General features: G+C 63.7%; 12 protein-coding genes. 5 read left to right on the top strand and 7 right to left on the bottom strand.

What is annotated here, in order from left to right; genetic code table 11:
- Positions 1-26 precede the first annotated feature (26 nt).
- Positions 27-731 carry a nitroreductase gene (locus AC0NID_RS19285; protein WP_473455605.1) on the bottom strand — a complete coding sequence of 235 codons (705 nt, stop codon included), beginning with the start codon at positions 729-731 and terminating at the stop codon, positions 27-29.
- 336 nt (positions 732-1,067) lie between these two features.
- Between AC0NID_RS19285 and AC0NID_RS19280 the strand changes: the two genes are divergently transcribed.
- From AC0NID_RS19280 to AC0NID_RS19260, 5 genes are read left to right on the top strand one after another with little or no spacing between them, the layout of a single operon-like run.
- A complete protein-coding gene (locus AC0NID_RS19280; protein WP_473455606.1) occupies positions 1,068-1,655 on the top strand; it encodes a helix-turn-helix domain-containing protein in 588 nt (195 codons plus the stop codon).
- A 16-nt stretch (positions 1,656-1,671) separates the two neighbouring features.
- A complete protein-coding gene (locus AC0NID_RS19275) occupies positions 1,672-4,125 on the top strand; it encodes a GcvT family protein (protein ID WP_473455607.1) in 2,454 nt (817 codons plus the stop codon).
- A complete protein-coding gene (locus tag AC0NID_RS19270; protein WP_473455609.1) occupies positions 4,122-5,021 on the top strand; it encodes a homocysteine S-methyltransferase family protein in 900 nt (299 codons plus the stop codon). Before AC0NID_RS19275 ends, AC0NID_RS19270 begins: the two co-directional genes overlap by 4 nt.
- On the top strand, positions 5,021-6,202 hold the full coding sequence (locus AC0NID_RS19265; RefSeq protein ID WP_473455611.1) for a pyridoxal phosphate-dependent aminotransferase: 1,182 nt from the start codon (positions 5,021-5,023) through the stop codon (positions 6,200-6,202). The genes AC0NID_RS19270 and AC0NID_RS19265 overlap by 1 nt, the downstream gene beginning before the upstream one ends.
- Positions 6,199-8,664, top strand: coding sequence for a GcvT family protein (locus tag AC0NID_RS19260; protein ID WP_473455612.1), 2,466 nt, complete (start codon positions 6,199-6,201; stop codon positions 8,662-8,664). The genes AC0NID_RS19265 and AC0NID_RS19260 overlap by 4 nt, the downstream gene beginning before the upstream one ends.
- A gap of 48 nt (positions 8,665-8,712) precedes the next feature.
- Here AC0NID_RS19260 and AC0NID_RS19255 read toward each other — a convergent pair whose 3' ends face one another.
- From AC0NID_RS19255 to AC0NID_RS19230, 6 genes are read right to left on the bottom strand one after another with little or no spacing between them, the layout of a single operon-like run.
- On the bottom strand, positions 8,713-9,300 hold the full coding sequence (locus AC0NID_RS19255; protein WP_473455613.1) for an NAD(P)H-dependent oxidoreductase: 588 nt from the start codon (positions 9,298-9,300) through the stop codon (positions 8,713-8,715).
- Positions 9,300-9,881 (bottom strand): NAD(P)H-dependent oxidoreductase, encoded by a 582-nt coding sequence (locus AC0NID_RS19250; protein WP_473455615.1) that lies wholly within the window; start codon positions 9,879-9,881, stop codon positions 9,300-9,302. The genes AC0NID_RS19255 and AC0NID_RS19250 overlap by 1 nt, the downstream gene beginning before the upstream one ends.
- Positions 9,881-11,278: an FAD-binding oxidoreductase gene (locus tag AC0NID_RS19245; RefSeq protein WP_473455616.1), complete on the bottom strand. Its 1,398-nt coding sequence runs from the start codon at positions 11,276-11,278 to the stop codon at positions 9,881-9,883. Before AC0NID_RS19245 ends, AC0NID_RS19250 begins: the two co-directional genes overlap by 1 nt.
- A complete protein-coding gene (locus AC0NID_RS19240) occupies positions 11,278-12,594 on the bottom strand; it encodes a cytosine deaminase (protein ID WP_473455617.1) in 1,317 nt (438 codons plus the stop codon). Before AC0NID_RS19240 ends, AC0NID_RS19245 begins: the two co-directional genes overlap by 1 nt.
- Positions 12,594-13,445 (bottom strand): ABC transporter permease, encoded by an 852-nt coding sequence (locus tag AC0NID_RS19235; protein ID WP_473455618.1) that lies wholly within the window; start codon positions 13,443-13,445, stop codon positions 12,594-12,596. The genes AC0NID_RS19240 and AC0NID_RS19235 overlap by 1 nt, the downstream gene beginning before the upstream one ends.
- Positions 13,432-14,262, bottom strand: coding sequence for an ABC transporter ATP-binding protein (locus AC0NID_RS19230; RefSeq protein ID WP_473455619.1), 831 nt, complete (start codon positions 14,260-14,262; stop codon positions 13,432-13,434). The genes AC0NID_RS19235 and AC0NID_RS19230 overlap by 14 nt, the downstream gene beginning before the upstream one ends.
- Between the last annotated feature and the right edge of the window lie 7 nt (positions 14,263-14,269).

Raw genomic sequence — 14,269 nt, 5'->3', positions numbered from 1 at the left:
AGGCGGCCGGTCGTCACCTCACTTCCTCACTTGGCGAACGTCACCCACTCTTCCAGCGGCGCGCGGTCGGTGCGGAACTCGTTTTCCGGCTTGGACGTATCCTCGTAACCGAGCGCCATGCCGCAGACGACGATCTCCTCGTCGGGAATGTTGAGCACTGGCCTGATTTGCCGGTGATAAGGCGCGAACGCCGCTTGCGGACAGGTGTGCAGGCCCCTGCCCCGCGCCGCCACCATGATGTTCTGCAGGAACATGCCGTAGTCGATCCACGAGCCCTTGTTGAGCCGCCGGTCGACGGTGAAGATCATGCCGACCGGGGCGTCGAAGAAGACGAAGTTGCGGTCGTGCTGCGCGCGCATCCTATCCACCTCACGCCGGCCGATACCGAGCGCACTGTAGAGTCCGAAGCCGTTGGCCCGCCGCCGGGTGAGATAGGGTTCGAAGAACTGGTCTGGATAGTAGCGATACTCGTCCCAATCGGCTTTTTCGGCGCGGATACCGGAATTCAGGATAGCGTCGGTGATCCGCTGCTTGACCTCGCCTTTGGTGACGTAGACCCGCCAGGGCTGCATGTTGGTGCCCGAAGGCGCCCGAGCCGCCACGGCGAGAATGGCGCGGATCGTCTCGTCATCAACCATGTCGGGCAGGAAGGCGCGCACCGAACGGCGCGATGTGATCGCCTCGTCGACGATCGCCGCATCCTTGGCGATCCGGGTGTTGTTTTCCAGCATGGGCCGTCCTTAGCGCGTGACCCCGGAAACCGGAACCGGTTTCCGGAAAGGATCATGCGCAGTCCAGAAAATGATAGAGCGTCCTTGCGCGTCCAATTGGGCGCGGGGCGCTCTAGCGTGGGTCTCGACCGGACGTCCCTCAGTCGCCCTGCGTGGCCGAGCCTTTGCCCGAACCGTGAGAATGGCGCAAGCAAATCTTGTGGTTCCGTGAAAATGATCTTGATTTTTTCATGAGCTTGGCCTCTCATGAAATTTGCCCCGAGTTTTTCACCAAGGGGAGTTTTTCACCAAGGGGAGTTTTTCATCAAGGGGAATTTTTCATCAAGGGAACTGGCTTTGCCCTCAATCGCCGTCAGATCCGAACAGGAAAATCGCGAACGGCTGCTGGCCGGCGATATCAGGGCGCTGCGCAGGGCGCGCGGGCTGACGCTTGCCGAGATCGGTTTGAAGCTCGGCCGCTCCGTCGGCTGGGTCAGTCAGGTCGAGCGCGGCCTGTCGATACCATCGCTCGGTGATCTCAGGGCCTTCGCGGAATTGTTCGGCGTGCCCGTCAGCCTGTTCTTCAGCCACGACGTGCCCGTCGAGAAAGAGCGCGGCGTGATCGTGCGCGCCGGCAGCCGCCGCACGCTTGGCACAAGCGATTCCGGCCTCGTGGAGGAGCTTCTGTCGCCCGACCTCGGCGGTAGTTTCGAGATGCTGCGTTCGGTCTTCGCACCGGGTGCGGAGCTGAAGACCGAAGCGCGCCGGCCGACGGAGGAAGCCGGATATGTCGCCTCCGGCAGCTTCGACATCGAGATATCAGGGGTCTGGCACCAACTTGGCGAAGGCGACTCCTTTCGCTTCGACGGCAAGCCGTTCCGCTGGCGCAATCCTGGGTCGGAGCCGGCGGTGGTGATCTGGGTGGTTTCGCCGCCTGTTTATTGAAGCTTTGGAGAAGAACATGGCCGGTTTGCCGACCACGGCACGCGTGGTGATTATAGGAGGCGGTGTCGTCGGCGCCTCCTCGCTCTATCATCTCGCCAAGGCGGGCTGGACCGATTGCGCGCTTCTGGAAATGAACGAGCTCACGTCCGGCTCGACCTGGCATGCGGCAGGCAACGTGCCGACCTTCTCCTCGTCATGGTCGCTGATGAACATGCAGCGCTATTCGACCGAGCTCTATCGTGGACTGGCCGACGAAGTCGACTATCCCATGAACTACCACGTCACCGGCTCGCTCAGGCTCGCCCACACAACCGAGCGAATGCAGGAATTCCAGCGCGCCAAGGGCATGGGCCGCTACCAGGGCATGGACATCGATGTGGTCGGCCTCGACGAGATCAAGCGCCGCTACCCGTTCATCGAAACGCACGAGCTGAAGGGCGCGCTCTACGATCCGAGCGACGGCGACATCGACCCGGCGCAGTTGACCCAGGCGCTGGCCAAGGGCGCCCGCGACATGGGTGCGAAGATCATCCGCTTCTGCCCCGTCACCGGCGTGCGCCGCGAGAAGGACGAGTGGGCGGTCGAAACCGCGCAAGGCGAGATCCGCTGCGAGGTCGTCGTCAACGCCGCCGGCTACCGTGCGGCCGAAGTCGGCAGGATGTTCGGCCGCGACGTGCCGATGATGGTGATGAGCCATCAATATATCCTGTTCCAGGAAATCCCCGAACTGGCCGCATGGTCGAAGGAGCAAGGCAAGAAGCTGCCGCTGCTGCGCGACGTCGACACCTCCTACTATCTGCGCCAGGAAAAGAACGGCATGAATCTCGGCCCCTATGAGCGCAATTGCCGCGCCCATTGGGTCGGTCACAACGATCCGATGCCCGATGACTTTTCGTTCCAGCTATTCCCTGACGATCTCGACCGGCTGGAGGACTATCTGGCCGACGCCGTCGCCCGCGTGCCGATCCTCGGCACCGCCGGTTTGTCCAAGGTCATCAACGGACCGATCCCCTACGCGCCGGACGGCAACCCGCTGATCGGGCCGATGCCCGGCGTGCCGAACGCCTTCGAGGTCTGCGTCTTCACCTTCGGCATCGCCCAGGGTGGCGGCGCCGGCAAGGTGCTGGCCGAATGGGTGACTGAGGGCCAGACCGAATGGGACATGTGGTCCTGCGATCCGCGCCGCTTCACCGCCTTTGCCTCGGCTCCGGACTACTGCGTCGCCAAGGGCATGGAGATATACGGCAACGAATACGCCATCCAGTTTCCACGCCATGCCTGGCCGGCTGGACGCGACCGCAAGCTGTCGCCGATCCACGATCGCGTCAAGGCGCTCGGCGCCTGCTTCGACGCCTATAATGGCTGGGAGCGCGCCACCTGGTATGCGCAGGCCGGCGACGATGTTTCGGAATCCGCGACGCTGACCTTCCGCCGCGACGGGCCGTGGCAGCATCGCGTCCGCGAAGAGTGCCTCGCCGTGCGCGACGCCGCCGGCATTTTGGACCTGCCTGGATTTTCCCGCTTCAATCTCGACGGTCCGGGTGCTGCCGAATGGTTGAGCCGACAGGTCACCGGGCTGGTGCCAAAACCCGGCCGCATCGGCCTCGTCTATTTCGCCGACGACAAGGGCCGCATCGTCACCGAAATGTCGGTCGTGCGCCACGAGGAGAATTTGATGACGCTGATCACCGCGGCGATAGCGCAGTGGCACGATTTCGAGTGGCTGAAATCGCACATGCCCAGGGATGCGACGTTCAAGCTGATCGACCGGACGGAGGAATACTCCACGCAGATCCTCGCCGGACCCAATTCGCGCAAGATCCTCGCCGAGGTCTGTGCAGCCGACCTTACGCTTCCCTGGTTGACCCATCAGGAGACTACCATCGCTGGTCGCTGGGCGAAGCTGGTGCGCGTCTCCTTCGCCGGCGAGCTTGGTTGGGAAATCCACACCAAGGTCGACGACACCCCTACTGTCTTCGACGCCGTCTGGGCCGGCGGTCAAAAGCACGGACTGAAACCATTCGGCATGTATGCGCTGGATTCGCTCAGGCTCGAAAAAGGCTACCGCGCCTGGAAGGGTGATCTCTCGACCGATTACTCGATCCTCCAAGGCGGGCTGGAACGGTTCGTCAAATGGGAAAAGCCCGACTTCCGCGGCAAGGCGGCGCTGCTGAGCGAAAGGCAGCAGGGCGTGAAGAAGCGTTTCATCACGTTGGTCGTCGAAAACCCTGGTGACTGCGACACCCCTTACATGTCGACGCTGTGGCATGACGGCCGGATCGTCGGCGAGACGACGTCCGGCGGCTGGGGCCATCGCATCGACAGGTCGATCGCGCTCGGTATGCTGCGCGCCGATCTCGCTGAGCCGGGGACCGCGGTTGAGGTCGAGATCTTCGGCGAACGCTTCAAGGCGATCGTGCAGAAGGATGAACCGCTGTGGGATCCGAAGAACGAGAGGCTGAAAGCGTGAAGTCCGTTATCCTCACAGACGGCGGTATGGGCCAGGAACTGGTGCGCCGCAGCAGCTCCGAACCGACGCCGCTGTGGTCGGCCAGGGTGCTGATCGACGAGCCAGACCTGGTGCGTGACCTGCATGCGGAATTCATCCGCGCCGGCGCCCGCGTCATCACCATCAACACCTATTCCGCCACGCCCGAGCGCCTGGCGCGCGAGGGCGCGGAGGAGCTGTTCAAGCCGTTGCAGAAGCGCGGCATAGAACTGGCAAGGCAAGCCCGCGACCAGGCCGGCGACGCGGCGATCGCCGGCTGCCTGTCGCCCCTGTTCGGCAGTTACGCACCGGCGCTGACCATATCCTTCCAGGATACGCTAGACACCTACCGCCGCATCGTTGCCGAGCAGGCTGACGGCGTCGACCTTTTCCTGTGCGAGACCATGGCGTCGGCCGAGGAAGCGCGCGCGGCCGTTACCGCGGCATCGGAAAGCGGCAAGCCGGTGTGGGTGTCGTGGACGCTTGCCGATCACGGTACGCCGCGCCTGCGCAGCGGCGAAGCAATAGCGGCGGCGGCGGGCGTGCTCGACGGCCTGCCGGTCGCGGCCAGGCTGGTCAATTGCTGCCGGCCTGAAGCGATCGCTGCAGCGCTGCCCGAACTGATCGGTTTCGGCGGCCCGGTCGGCGCCTATGCCAACGGCTTCACCTCGATCGAGGCGCTCAAGCATGGCGGCACCGTGGACGTGCTGCACGCCCGCCACGACCTCGATCCGGATGCCTATGCTGGCCATGCGGTCGGCTGGGTCGAGGCCGGCGCCGACATCGTCGGCGGCTGCTGCGAAGTCGGACCGCCTCATATCGCCACCCTGCGCGACCGGCTCGAACAGGCCGGCTACGAAATTTCGGGAGTAGCATAATGCCCAGACCATCATCGCGCATTTCCGGCATCGTGCCTTCCGGCAAGGATGGATGGGAGGTCCATTTCGCAGCCTGGACACGCAAGCAAGCCGGCGAGGACATCATCGTGTTGTCGGTTGGCGATCATGATTTCGATACGCCGTCGCAAACGATCGAAGCCTGCGTGATGGCGGTTCGCGCCAGCAACCACCACTACACACCTCTTCCCGGTCTTCCGCGCCTGCGCAAGGCAATGGCGGCGGCCTCGACCGCGTGCTCCGGTGTTGCGACCAGTCCCGACCAGGTCATTGCCACGCCAGGCGGACAGGCAGCGCTGTACGCGGCGGTGCAAGCCGTCCTCGACCAGGGTGACCACGCCATCGTGGTCGCGCCCTATTACGCGACCTATCCCAACACGTTCAGTGCGGCCGGCGCCGATTTCACCGTGGTCGAGACACCTGCCGAGGACGGCTTTCAGCCGCGGGCCGCCGACATTCGCGCAGCGCTTCGACCGAACACGCGCGCCATCCTCATCAACACGCCCAACAACCCGACGGGTGCTGTCTATTCGCGCCAGCGCCTCGAAGAGCTGGCGCAGATCTGCCGGGAGCATGACCTCTGGCTGCTGTCGGACGAGGTCTATTGGACGCTGGGTGGCGGCGAGCACATCTCGCCGCGCGCGCTGCCCGGCATGGCGCAACGCACGCTAGTCATCAATTCGATGTCCAAGAGCCACGGCATGACCGGCTGGCGCATGGGCTGGCTGACCGGGCCCGAAGAGATGATCTCGCTGCTGACCAATCTCAATCTGGTGACGACCTACGGCCTGCCGGCCTTTATCAGCCTCGCTTGCGCCGAGGCGCTCGAAAACGGTTACGGCGTCAAGGAGATTGCCGAACGCTATGCCGCAAGGCGCACCGTCGTCCTCGATGCCATGCGCGGCATGAACAACGTGACTGTGCGCGGCTCCGAAGGCGGCATGTACGTCATGCTCGACATATCGGCCATCGAGCCGGACGACGAGAAATTCGCCTGGACTCTCCTCGACAAGGAAAAGGTCGGGGTGATGCCGGGCTCGAGCTTCGGCGAGGCCGCCGCCGGCCACATCCGCGTCAGCCTCTGCCAGCCTGAGGCGGTACTTTTGGAAGCAGCCCTTCGCTTGCGCCGTTTCGCGTCCGGCTATCGCCGTGAGGCCGCATGAGCGCCAAGACAATTCCTGCCAAGGCCATTCCCGACAAGGCAAGGGCCATTATCGTCGGTGGCGGCGTCTCCGGCTGCTCGGTCGCCTATCACCTGGCCAAGCTCGGCTGGACAGATATCGTGTTGCTCGAACGCAAGCAGCTGACATCGGGCACGACATGGCATGCCGCCGGCCTGATCGGCCAGTTGCGCGGCTCGCAGAACATGACGCGGTTGGCGAAATACTCGGCCGACCTCTACGTCAAGCTGGAAGCCGAGACCGATGTCGGCACCGGCATGCGGCAGGTCGGCTCGATCACCGTCGCCCTGACCGAGGAACGCAAGCACGAAATCTACCGGCAGGCGTCTCTCGCCCGCGCCTTCGACGTCGACGTGCGCGAGATTTCACCCAATGAAGTCAGTGAGATGTACCCGCATCTCAACGTTTCCGATGTGGTCGGCGCGGTGCATTTGCCGCTCGACGGCCAGTGCGACCCGGCCAACATCGCCATGGCGTTGGCCAAGGGTGCACGCCAGCGCGGCGCCACCATCGTCGAGAACGTGAAGGTCACCAAGGTCCACACCAAAGCCGGCCGCGTCACCGGCGTCTCCTGGGCACAAGGCGACGAGCAAGGCACGATCGATGCCGACATCGTGGTCAACTGCGCCGGCATGTGGGCGCGTGAACTCGGAGCCCAGAACGGCGTCACCATCCCGCTGCATGCCTGCGAGCATTTCTATCTCGTCACCGAGCCGATCCCGGGGCTCTCCCGCCTGCCGGTGCTGCGCGTTCCGGACGAATGCGCCTACTACAAGGAAGATGCCGGCAAGATGATGCTCGGCGCCTTCGAGCCCGTAGCAAAACCCTGGGGCATGGACGGTATCCGCGAGGATTTCTGCTTCGACCAATTGCCCGAGGACATGGACCATTTCGAGCCGATCCTCGAAATGGGCGTCAACCGCATGCCGATGCTGGCGACTGCCGGCATCCACACCTTCTTCAACGGTCCCGAAAGCTTCACGCCGGACGATCGCTACTATCTCGGTGAAGCGCCGGAGCTTTCCGGTTACTGGATGGCGACCGGCTACAATTCGATCGGCATCGTCTCGTCCGGCGGCGCCGGCATGGCGCTGGCGCAATGGATCAACGATGGCGAGGCACCCTTCGACCTCTGGGAGGTCGACATCCGCCGCGCCCAGCCGTTCCAGAAGAACCGCCGCTATCTGAAGGAGCGCGTCTCCGAGACGCTCGGCCTGCTCTATGCCGACCATTTCCCCTATCGCCAGATGGCGACCTCGCGGAACCTAAGGCGTTCCCCTCTCCACGAACATCTGAAGGCTCGCGGCGCGGTCTTCGGCGAGGTCGCCGGCTGGGAGCGCGCCAACTGGTTCGCCCGCGAAGGCCAGGAGCGTGAGTACCGCTATTCGTGGAAACGTCAGAACTGGTTCGACAACCAGCGCGACGAACATCTGGCGGTCCGCAACGGCGTCGGCCTGTTCGACATGACCTCATTCGGCAAGATCCGCGTCGAAGGCCGCGATGCCTGTGCCTTCCTGCAGAAGCTTTGCGCCAACGACGTGGACGTGGCGCCGGGCAAGATCGTCTACACCCAGATGCTCAACCAGCGCGGCGGCATCGAGAGCGATCTCACCGTCTCGCGGCTGTCTGAAACGGCCTACTTCCTCGTCGTGCCCGGCCCGACGCTGCAGCGCGATCTGGCCTGGCTGCGCAAGCACCTCGCCGACGAGTTCGTCGTCATCACCGATGTCACCGCTGCCGAAGCCGTGCTTTGCCTGATGGGCCCGGATGCGAGGAAGCTGATTCAAAAGCTGAGTCCGAACGATTTCTCCAACGAAACCAATCCGTTCGGAACGTTTCAGGAGATAGAGATCGGCATGGGGCTGGCCCGCGCCCACCGCGTCACCTATGTCGGCGAACTCGGCTGGGAACTTTATGTCTCGACTGAGCAGGCGGCGCATGTCTTCGAGGCGGTCGAGGAGGCCGGCGCCGATGTCGGCCTAAAACTTTGCGGCCTGCACACGCTGGATTCCTGCCGCATCGAAAAGGCTTTCCGGCATTTCGGCCACGACATCACCGACGAGGACAATGTGCTGGAAGCCGGCCTCGGCTTCGCGGTGAAGACCGCCAAGGGCGATTTTCTCGGCCGCGATGCCGTGCTGAGGAAGAAGGAAGCCGGATTGAGCCGTCGGCTGGTCCAGTTCCGCCTGAAAGACCCGGAGCCGCTGCTCTTCCACAATGAGGCGATCCTGCGCGACAGTAAGATCGTCGGTCCGGTCACATCGGGCAACTATGGCCATCATCTGGGCAGCGCCGTCGGCCTTGGCTACGTGCCGTGCCAGGGTGAAAGCGAGGCGGACGTGCTGGCGTCGTCCTACGAGATCGAGATCGCCGGCGAGCGCTTCACCGCCGAGGCATCGCTGAAGCCGATGTATGATCCGAAGGCGCAACGGGTGAAGATGTAACGCATCTTCCCTCTCCCCTTTTTGTGGGAGAAGGTAATTTCCGCCGGTTCAAAACCGCTCCAGCTTCCTCCGCACCTTCTCCAGAAACGCTGCCCTGGTCTTCGGCGTCGATGCGTCCATCAGGTAGTGCGCCAGGAACAACGTCCTGCAGCGGGGTGCGCAGAGCGCCCGCATGCCGCGCAGGATTGTCTTGCGTCCCGGCTGGCCGACGACGACACTCCACCAGGTCGGCGCACCGCAGGTCGTGATCACCCCGATCTTCGTCACATGCCTCATCAGCGACTCGATCCGTCCCTTGCCCGCCGGCAGCCGGAAGGCGACATCGGTCGCCCAGACCCGGTCGAGCCAGCCCTTGAGCATCGCCGGTAGTCCATACCACCAGGTCGGATAGATGAAGAGGATTGCCTGGGCCCAGTTGAGGTGGTCGATGTGAGGCTTGAGCGCCGGGTCCAGCGGGGCACGTTCATTGTAGCTGCGCCGCTCTTCGCAGCGCATGACGGGATCGAAATTTTCCGCATAGAGGTCGAGCAGCCGCACCTCCCAACCCCTCGTCTTCAGCACCTCGATGGCACTATCCCGGATCGAGGCGCAAAAGCTTTCGGGGACCGGATGGCAGTAAACCACCAGGACCCGCATCAGAATGTATCCATGCTGGCGGCGACCTTCGCCATGAATCTCTCCCGCGTTTTATCGGTCGACAGGTTCATCGAATAATGCGCGAGGTAGGACACGGAGGCGCCAGGCTTGATGGTGGCGCGCAACACACGCTTGACCAGCTTGCGCGGCGGGTCGCCCATCAGCATGGCACGGAACCGGCTGCCGCCATAGGTGGCGACCGCCGCCACTTTCCTGATGTTGTACAGCGACGGCCGCACCTTGCCGTCGACCAGCTTGAAGGACACGCCGGGCAGGAAGACGCGGTCGAAAAAGCCTTTCAGGATAGCAGGATAGCCGAAGTTCCACACTGGAAACGACAGCACCAGCGCCTCGGCCTTTTTCAATCTTGCGACATAAGGTGCTGCCGCATCACCCGCGCCGCGCTCATCGTGATAGCCGAGCCGCTCGGCCCGCGTCAGCCGCGGATCGAAATCCTCGGCATAAAGATCGCAGTCGTCGACGGCATGGCCGGCGGCTGTCAGCCGCTCGACGATCATCCGGTGCAGACCGGCATTGAAGCTGGTCTCCACCGGATGGGCGTAGAGGACGAGGACGTTCATCACCCCGCCTTCTGCAAACCCTTGAACAGGAACGACTTGCCCGAGCGATAGTCGTAATCCGGGTTTTCCCAGGCGATCATCTTGCCGGGGTTGAGCAGCCCTTGCGGATCGGTCTCGCGCTTGAAGGCGAGTTGCACCTCGTCCGTCTGCTTCATGCCACCCTCTTCCAGCGTGTAGCGGTGCGGATTGAAGACCCAGCAGCCATTGTCCTCGTGGATGCGGATGATCTCGTCGAGCCGCTCCGCCGTGGTGAAGCGGACCAGCGGCAGTCCGGCGACGCCTATGGCTCCGTCGAAGCGGATGAATTCGAGATGCACCGGCACCTCGTCGCCAAAACGGTCGATCATCGCCTTGACGTGAGCGAGATGATCGGGCGGGGGATAGCGGGTCTGCAGATAAGTGATCGTGGGATCGACCCTGATGGCGCGCAGCGTGGTGTGGTTCCAGGTCAGCTCATAGGCCGGCGGCAGGCCCTTGAGATCGGCCTCCTTGTCGGCGCGAAAGACGATCTCGCCCTTGCTGCGCGCCGTAAGGGCGACAAAGGCGTCCATCGCATGCGGCGCGATCATGCAGACGACAATGCTCTGCTCGCGCCTGAAGAATCTCTGGTGGCGCTTGAAATAGTCGTAGGGAATCGGTGCTGCGATCGGCGTGATCAGTTTCGCCAGGATCCCGTCTTGGATGGCGAGATCGTTACCGAAGCCGGCTGCATCCATGAAATCGTCGAAGCCGACGATGACATCGATCCAGTCGTAAGCAGCGGTCAGCGGCATCTCGACTTCGGTGACGATGCCGTTGGTGCCGTAGGCATGCATCACCTTCAGCACCTCCTCGCCGGTGAGCTCCATGATGCGGGGTTCCGCCTCCATCGTCACGGTCCTGAGCCGGATGACGTTGCCGAGATCGCGCAGCCCGCCCCAGCGGATCGAGCCGACGCCGCCCGAACCGCCGGCGACAAAGCCGGCGATCGACGCGGTGTTGTAGGTCGATGGCGACATCCGCAACTCCTGGCCGGAATGCGCGCGCGTCGCTCCGTCGATGTCGGCGAGAACGGCACCCGGTCCAGTCACGACGCGGCCGGGCGCGATCGACTTGACCGCGTTCATCTCGGCAAGGTTGAGCACGACGCCGCCGGACAAAGGCATCGCCTGCCCGTAATTGCCGGTGCCACTGCCGCGCGGCGTCAGCGGAATGCTATGCCGGTGGCAGGCGGCAAGCACGCGGATCACCTCGTCTTCCGTCTTCGGCGTGACGATCAGGTCGCCGGTCACATGGTCGAGCTGTTGCTTCAGCACCGGGCTGTACCAGTAGAAGTCGCGGCTCTTCTGCTGGACGATCGCCGGATGGTCGTCGATCTTCAAACCGTCGAGGTCGCGCTTGAGCGCCGCAATATCCATTACTTCACCATCAGCTCGTCGAGTTCGGCATAGTCGGGCAATAGGCGCTCGATGGCGCGACCCTCGCGCACGACGATGCGATCCGATTCGGGCCGTGACAGCAATTCCGTCCAACTCCGTCCCCTGAAGACGACGAAATCGGCAGCACCGCCGGCGGCAAGCATGCCAAAATCGTCGAGCCGCATCACCCTGGCCGGCGTCGCGGTCACCGCTTGCGGCCAGTCGCCGACCGGGTGATCGAAATGCAGGATGCGCGTCGCCAAGCGGTACACCTCCAGCATGTCGAGGTCGCCATAGGCGTAGAACGGATCGCGGGTGTTGTCGGAGGCGACGGCCACCGGGATGCCGCGCGCCTTCATCTCATGCAGCAGCGTCACGCCGCGCCAGCGCGGCGTTGTGCCGTCGCCGCGACGGTCCTGCAGATAGAGATTGCACATCGGCAGCGACACCACGGCAAGCCCCGCCTTCGCCACCTTGTCCAGCGTGTCGAGCACCTCGAGATCGGGCTGGCGCGCCAGCGAGCAGCAATGGCCGACGAGGATGTTTCCCTCAAAACCGTTCCAAAGGGCCGCCTCGGCTATCTTCTTCAGCGATATCGCCGAAACGGCATCGGTTTCGTCGGCATGGAAATCGAGGTCGAGGCCGTGCCTGATCGCCTGCGCGAAAACCTCGTCTAGAAGCTCTTCCAGGTCCGGCACCATGTAGGTGACGACGCCGAGCACGCCCCTGGCCGCGGCCACGCGTTTGGCCAGCCTCTCGAACCATTTCCTGTCACGCACGCCTTCGACGCCGAGCAGGCAGGCGGCCTGCAGTTCGACGCGGCCACGCCATTTCTCCCGCATGGTCTCGAACACCGGCCAGGAGATCTCTTCCTGCGGCGCGACGCTGTCGAGATGGGTGCGCAAAGCCCTGGTACCGTGCGCGTAGGCGCAGCGCAGCGAAAAATCCATGCGGCGGGCGACGTCGTCGGCGCTCCAGCGCGCAGCCCGGTCGGCGCCGGTTGCGTTCAACGCGCCCATGAACGTGCCGTCCGGATTGGGTTTTCGAGGCCAGATATGGCCCTTGTCGATATGCGTGTGGCAGTCGACGAAGCACGGCATGACGATGCGGCCGGCAAGGTCGGGGGCGCCCGTCGGCAAATTGGACTGGCGATGCGCGGTAATAGTGGAAATCCTGCCGTCGGCGACAGCAATGTCGGCGAGTGCAAAGCCATCGGCATCGAAGGCCGCGACCAGGCCGGGCGTCAGCGACCGATGAACACGGACGTTGGCAAGATGATAAGAACCGGAGGCCGGTATCGAGTCCTCCAACATCATCACCGCTCCTGTTTCAAAGCACTCTCGTGCCAGCGCCGCAGGATCAGATGCGAGATCAGCGACAGCACCAGGAAGATCAGGATGCCGGTGAACGAGATCAGGATCAGCGCCGCGAAGAGCCGCGGTGCGTTGAGGCGGTAGCCGGCCTCGATGATGCGCGAGGCAAGGCCGGACGACTGGCCGGTGGCGCCGGCGACGAACTCCGCCACCACCGCACCGATCAGCGACAGGCCGCCGGCGATCTTCAGCCCGCCGAGGAAATAGGGCATCGCCGCCGGCAGCCTGAGATAACGCAATTGCTGCCAGCGGGTCGCGCCGTTGAGCTTGAACATGTCGCGCAGATTGCGGTCGACGGAATTGAGACCGAGTGTGGTGTTGGAGAGGATCGGGAAGAAGGCGACGATCCAGGCGCACAGCAGAAGCTTCGTCGTCTGGTTGTCGACATAGATGTTGATCAGCGGGAAGATCGCCACGATCGGCGTCACCTGCAGGACGATGGCAAACGGGAAGAACGACATCTCCACCCATTTCGATTGCGCGAACAGCACCGCCAGCCCGACCCCGCCGATGACCGCGAGAAGCAGGCTGAGGAAGGTGATCTTGAGCGTCACCAGCAGCGAGGAGAACAGCAGCCCGGCATCGTCGAAGAGCGTCTGCAGCACCACGCCGGGGCGCGGCAGGATATATTTCGGGATGTCGTTCCAGACGCAGATGCGATCCCACAGCCAGATGGCCAGGATCATGATCGCCAGCGGCAGTACCCACCGGCCGAGCCGTTCGAGCCGCTCCTGACGTACACGACGCGCCTCTTCGGGGTCGAGCGTCAGTGCGTGTTCTTCAATGGCCGTCATGATGGGGTCCGGCGGTTGAGTTGATGGCGCCGATCAGCACATCGGACGCCTGGCGGCAGAGCGCGGCATAATCGGGCGAGGTGCGGAAGGTCTCGTTGCGCGGATAGGGCGCATCGACGGTAAGTTCCCTGAACACCCGGCCCGGTCGCGCTGCCATGACAACGACGCGGTTGGAGAGGAAAACGCTTTCGAAGACGCTGTGGGTAACGAAGACGACGGTAAAGCGCTCGTCCTGCCATAGTTCCAGAAGATCGTTGTTGAGCTTGAAGCGGGTGATCTCGTCGAGCGCCGCGAACGGCTCGTCCATCAGCAGAACGCGCGGCTTGGTCACCATGGCGCGGGCGATCGAGACGCGCATCTTCATGCCGCCGGACAGCTCGCGCGGCACGGCATTCTCGAAGCCGGTCAGGTGAACCCGCGCCAGCATGTCCATCACCGCCGGCTCAGCCTTGGCCCGCGACACGCCCTTCAGGCGCAGCGGCAGCCAGACATTATCGAAGACATCGGCCCAGGGCAGCAGCGTCGGCTCCTGGAAGACGAAGCCGATGTCAGGCCGATCGAAGGCGTTGCTGCCGCGCCAGTCGAGCAGGCCGGAGGTCGGCGTCGCAAGACCGGCGATGAGGCGCAAGGCCGTCGACTTGCCGCAGCCGGACGGGCCGAGAAGGCTGAGAAAATCGCCTTCCCTGATCGTCAGGTCGACATCGCTGAGCGCTGTCACGCCATTGGAAAAGAGCTTGCCAACCCCGCGCAGCGCCAACAGCATCGGACCTTTGCCCGATGCGCTTGCCGGCGCTTGCGACACGTTCTCCTGAATCATGCCCGGG

It is taken from the genome of Mesorhizobium sp. WSM4821, assembly GCF_055901555.1.
Note: the sequence above shows the minus strand (reverse complement) of the source record. Positions and strands in the feature narration are given on the sequence as shown.

Bases quoted from the DNA above. Each gene is read 5' to 3' on its own strand.
- AC0NID_RS19285 (WP_473455605.1), bottom strand. From the start codon at position 731: ATGCTGGAAAACAACACCCGGATCGCCAAGGATGCGGCGATCGTCGAC.
- AC0NID_RS19275 (WP_473455607.1), top strand. From the start codon at position 1,672: ATGGCCGGTTTGCCGACCACGGCACGCGTGGTGATTATAGGAGGCGGT.
- AC0NID_RS19265 (WP_473455611.1), top strand. From the start codon at position 5,021: ATGCCCAGACCATCATCGCGCATTTCCGGCATCGTGCCTTCCGGCAAG.
- AC0NID_RS19260 (WP_473455612.1), top strand. From the start codon at position 6,199: ATGAGCGCCAAGACAATTCCTGCCAAGGCCATTCCCGACAAGGCAAGG.
- AC0NID_RS19255 (WP_473455613.1), bottom strand. From the start codon at position 9,300: ATGCGGGTCCTGGTGGTTTACTGCCATCCGGTCCCCGAAAGCTTTTGC.
- AC0NID_RS19250 (WP_473455615.1), bottom strand. From the start codon at position 9,881: ATGAACGTCCTCGTCCTCTACGCCCATCCGGTGGAGACCAGCTTCAAT.
- AC0NID_RS19245 (WP_473455616.1), bottom strand. From the start codon at position 11,278: ATGGATATTGCGGCGCTCAAGCGCGACCTCGACGGTTTGAAGATCGAC.
- AC0NID_RS19240 (WP_473455617.1), bottom strand. From the start codon at position 12,594: ATGATGTTGGAGGACTCGATACCGGCCTCCGGTTCTTATCATCTTGCC.
- AC0NID_RS19235 (WP_473455618.1), bottom strand. From the start codon at position 13,445: ATGACGGCCATTGAAGAACACGCACTGACGCTCGACCCCGAAGAGGCG.
- AC0NID_RS19230 (WP_473455619.1), bottom strand. From the start codon at position 14,262: ATGATTCAGGAGAACGTGTCGCAAGCGCCGGCAAGCGCATCGGGCAAA.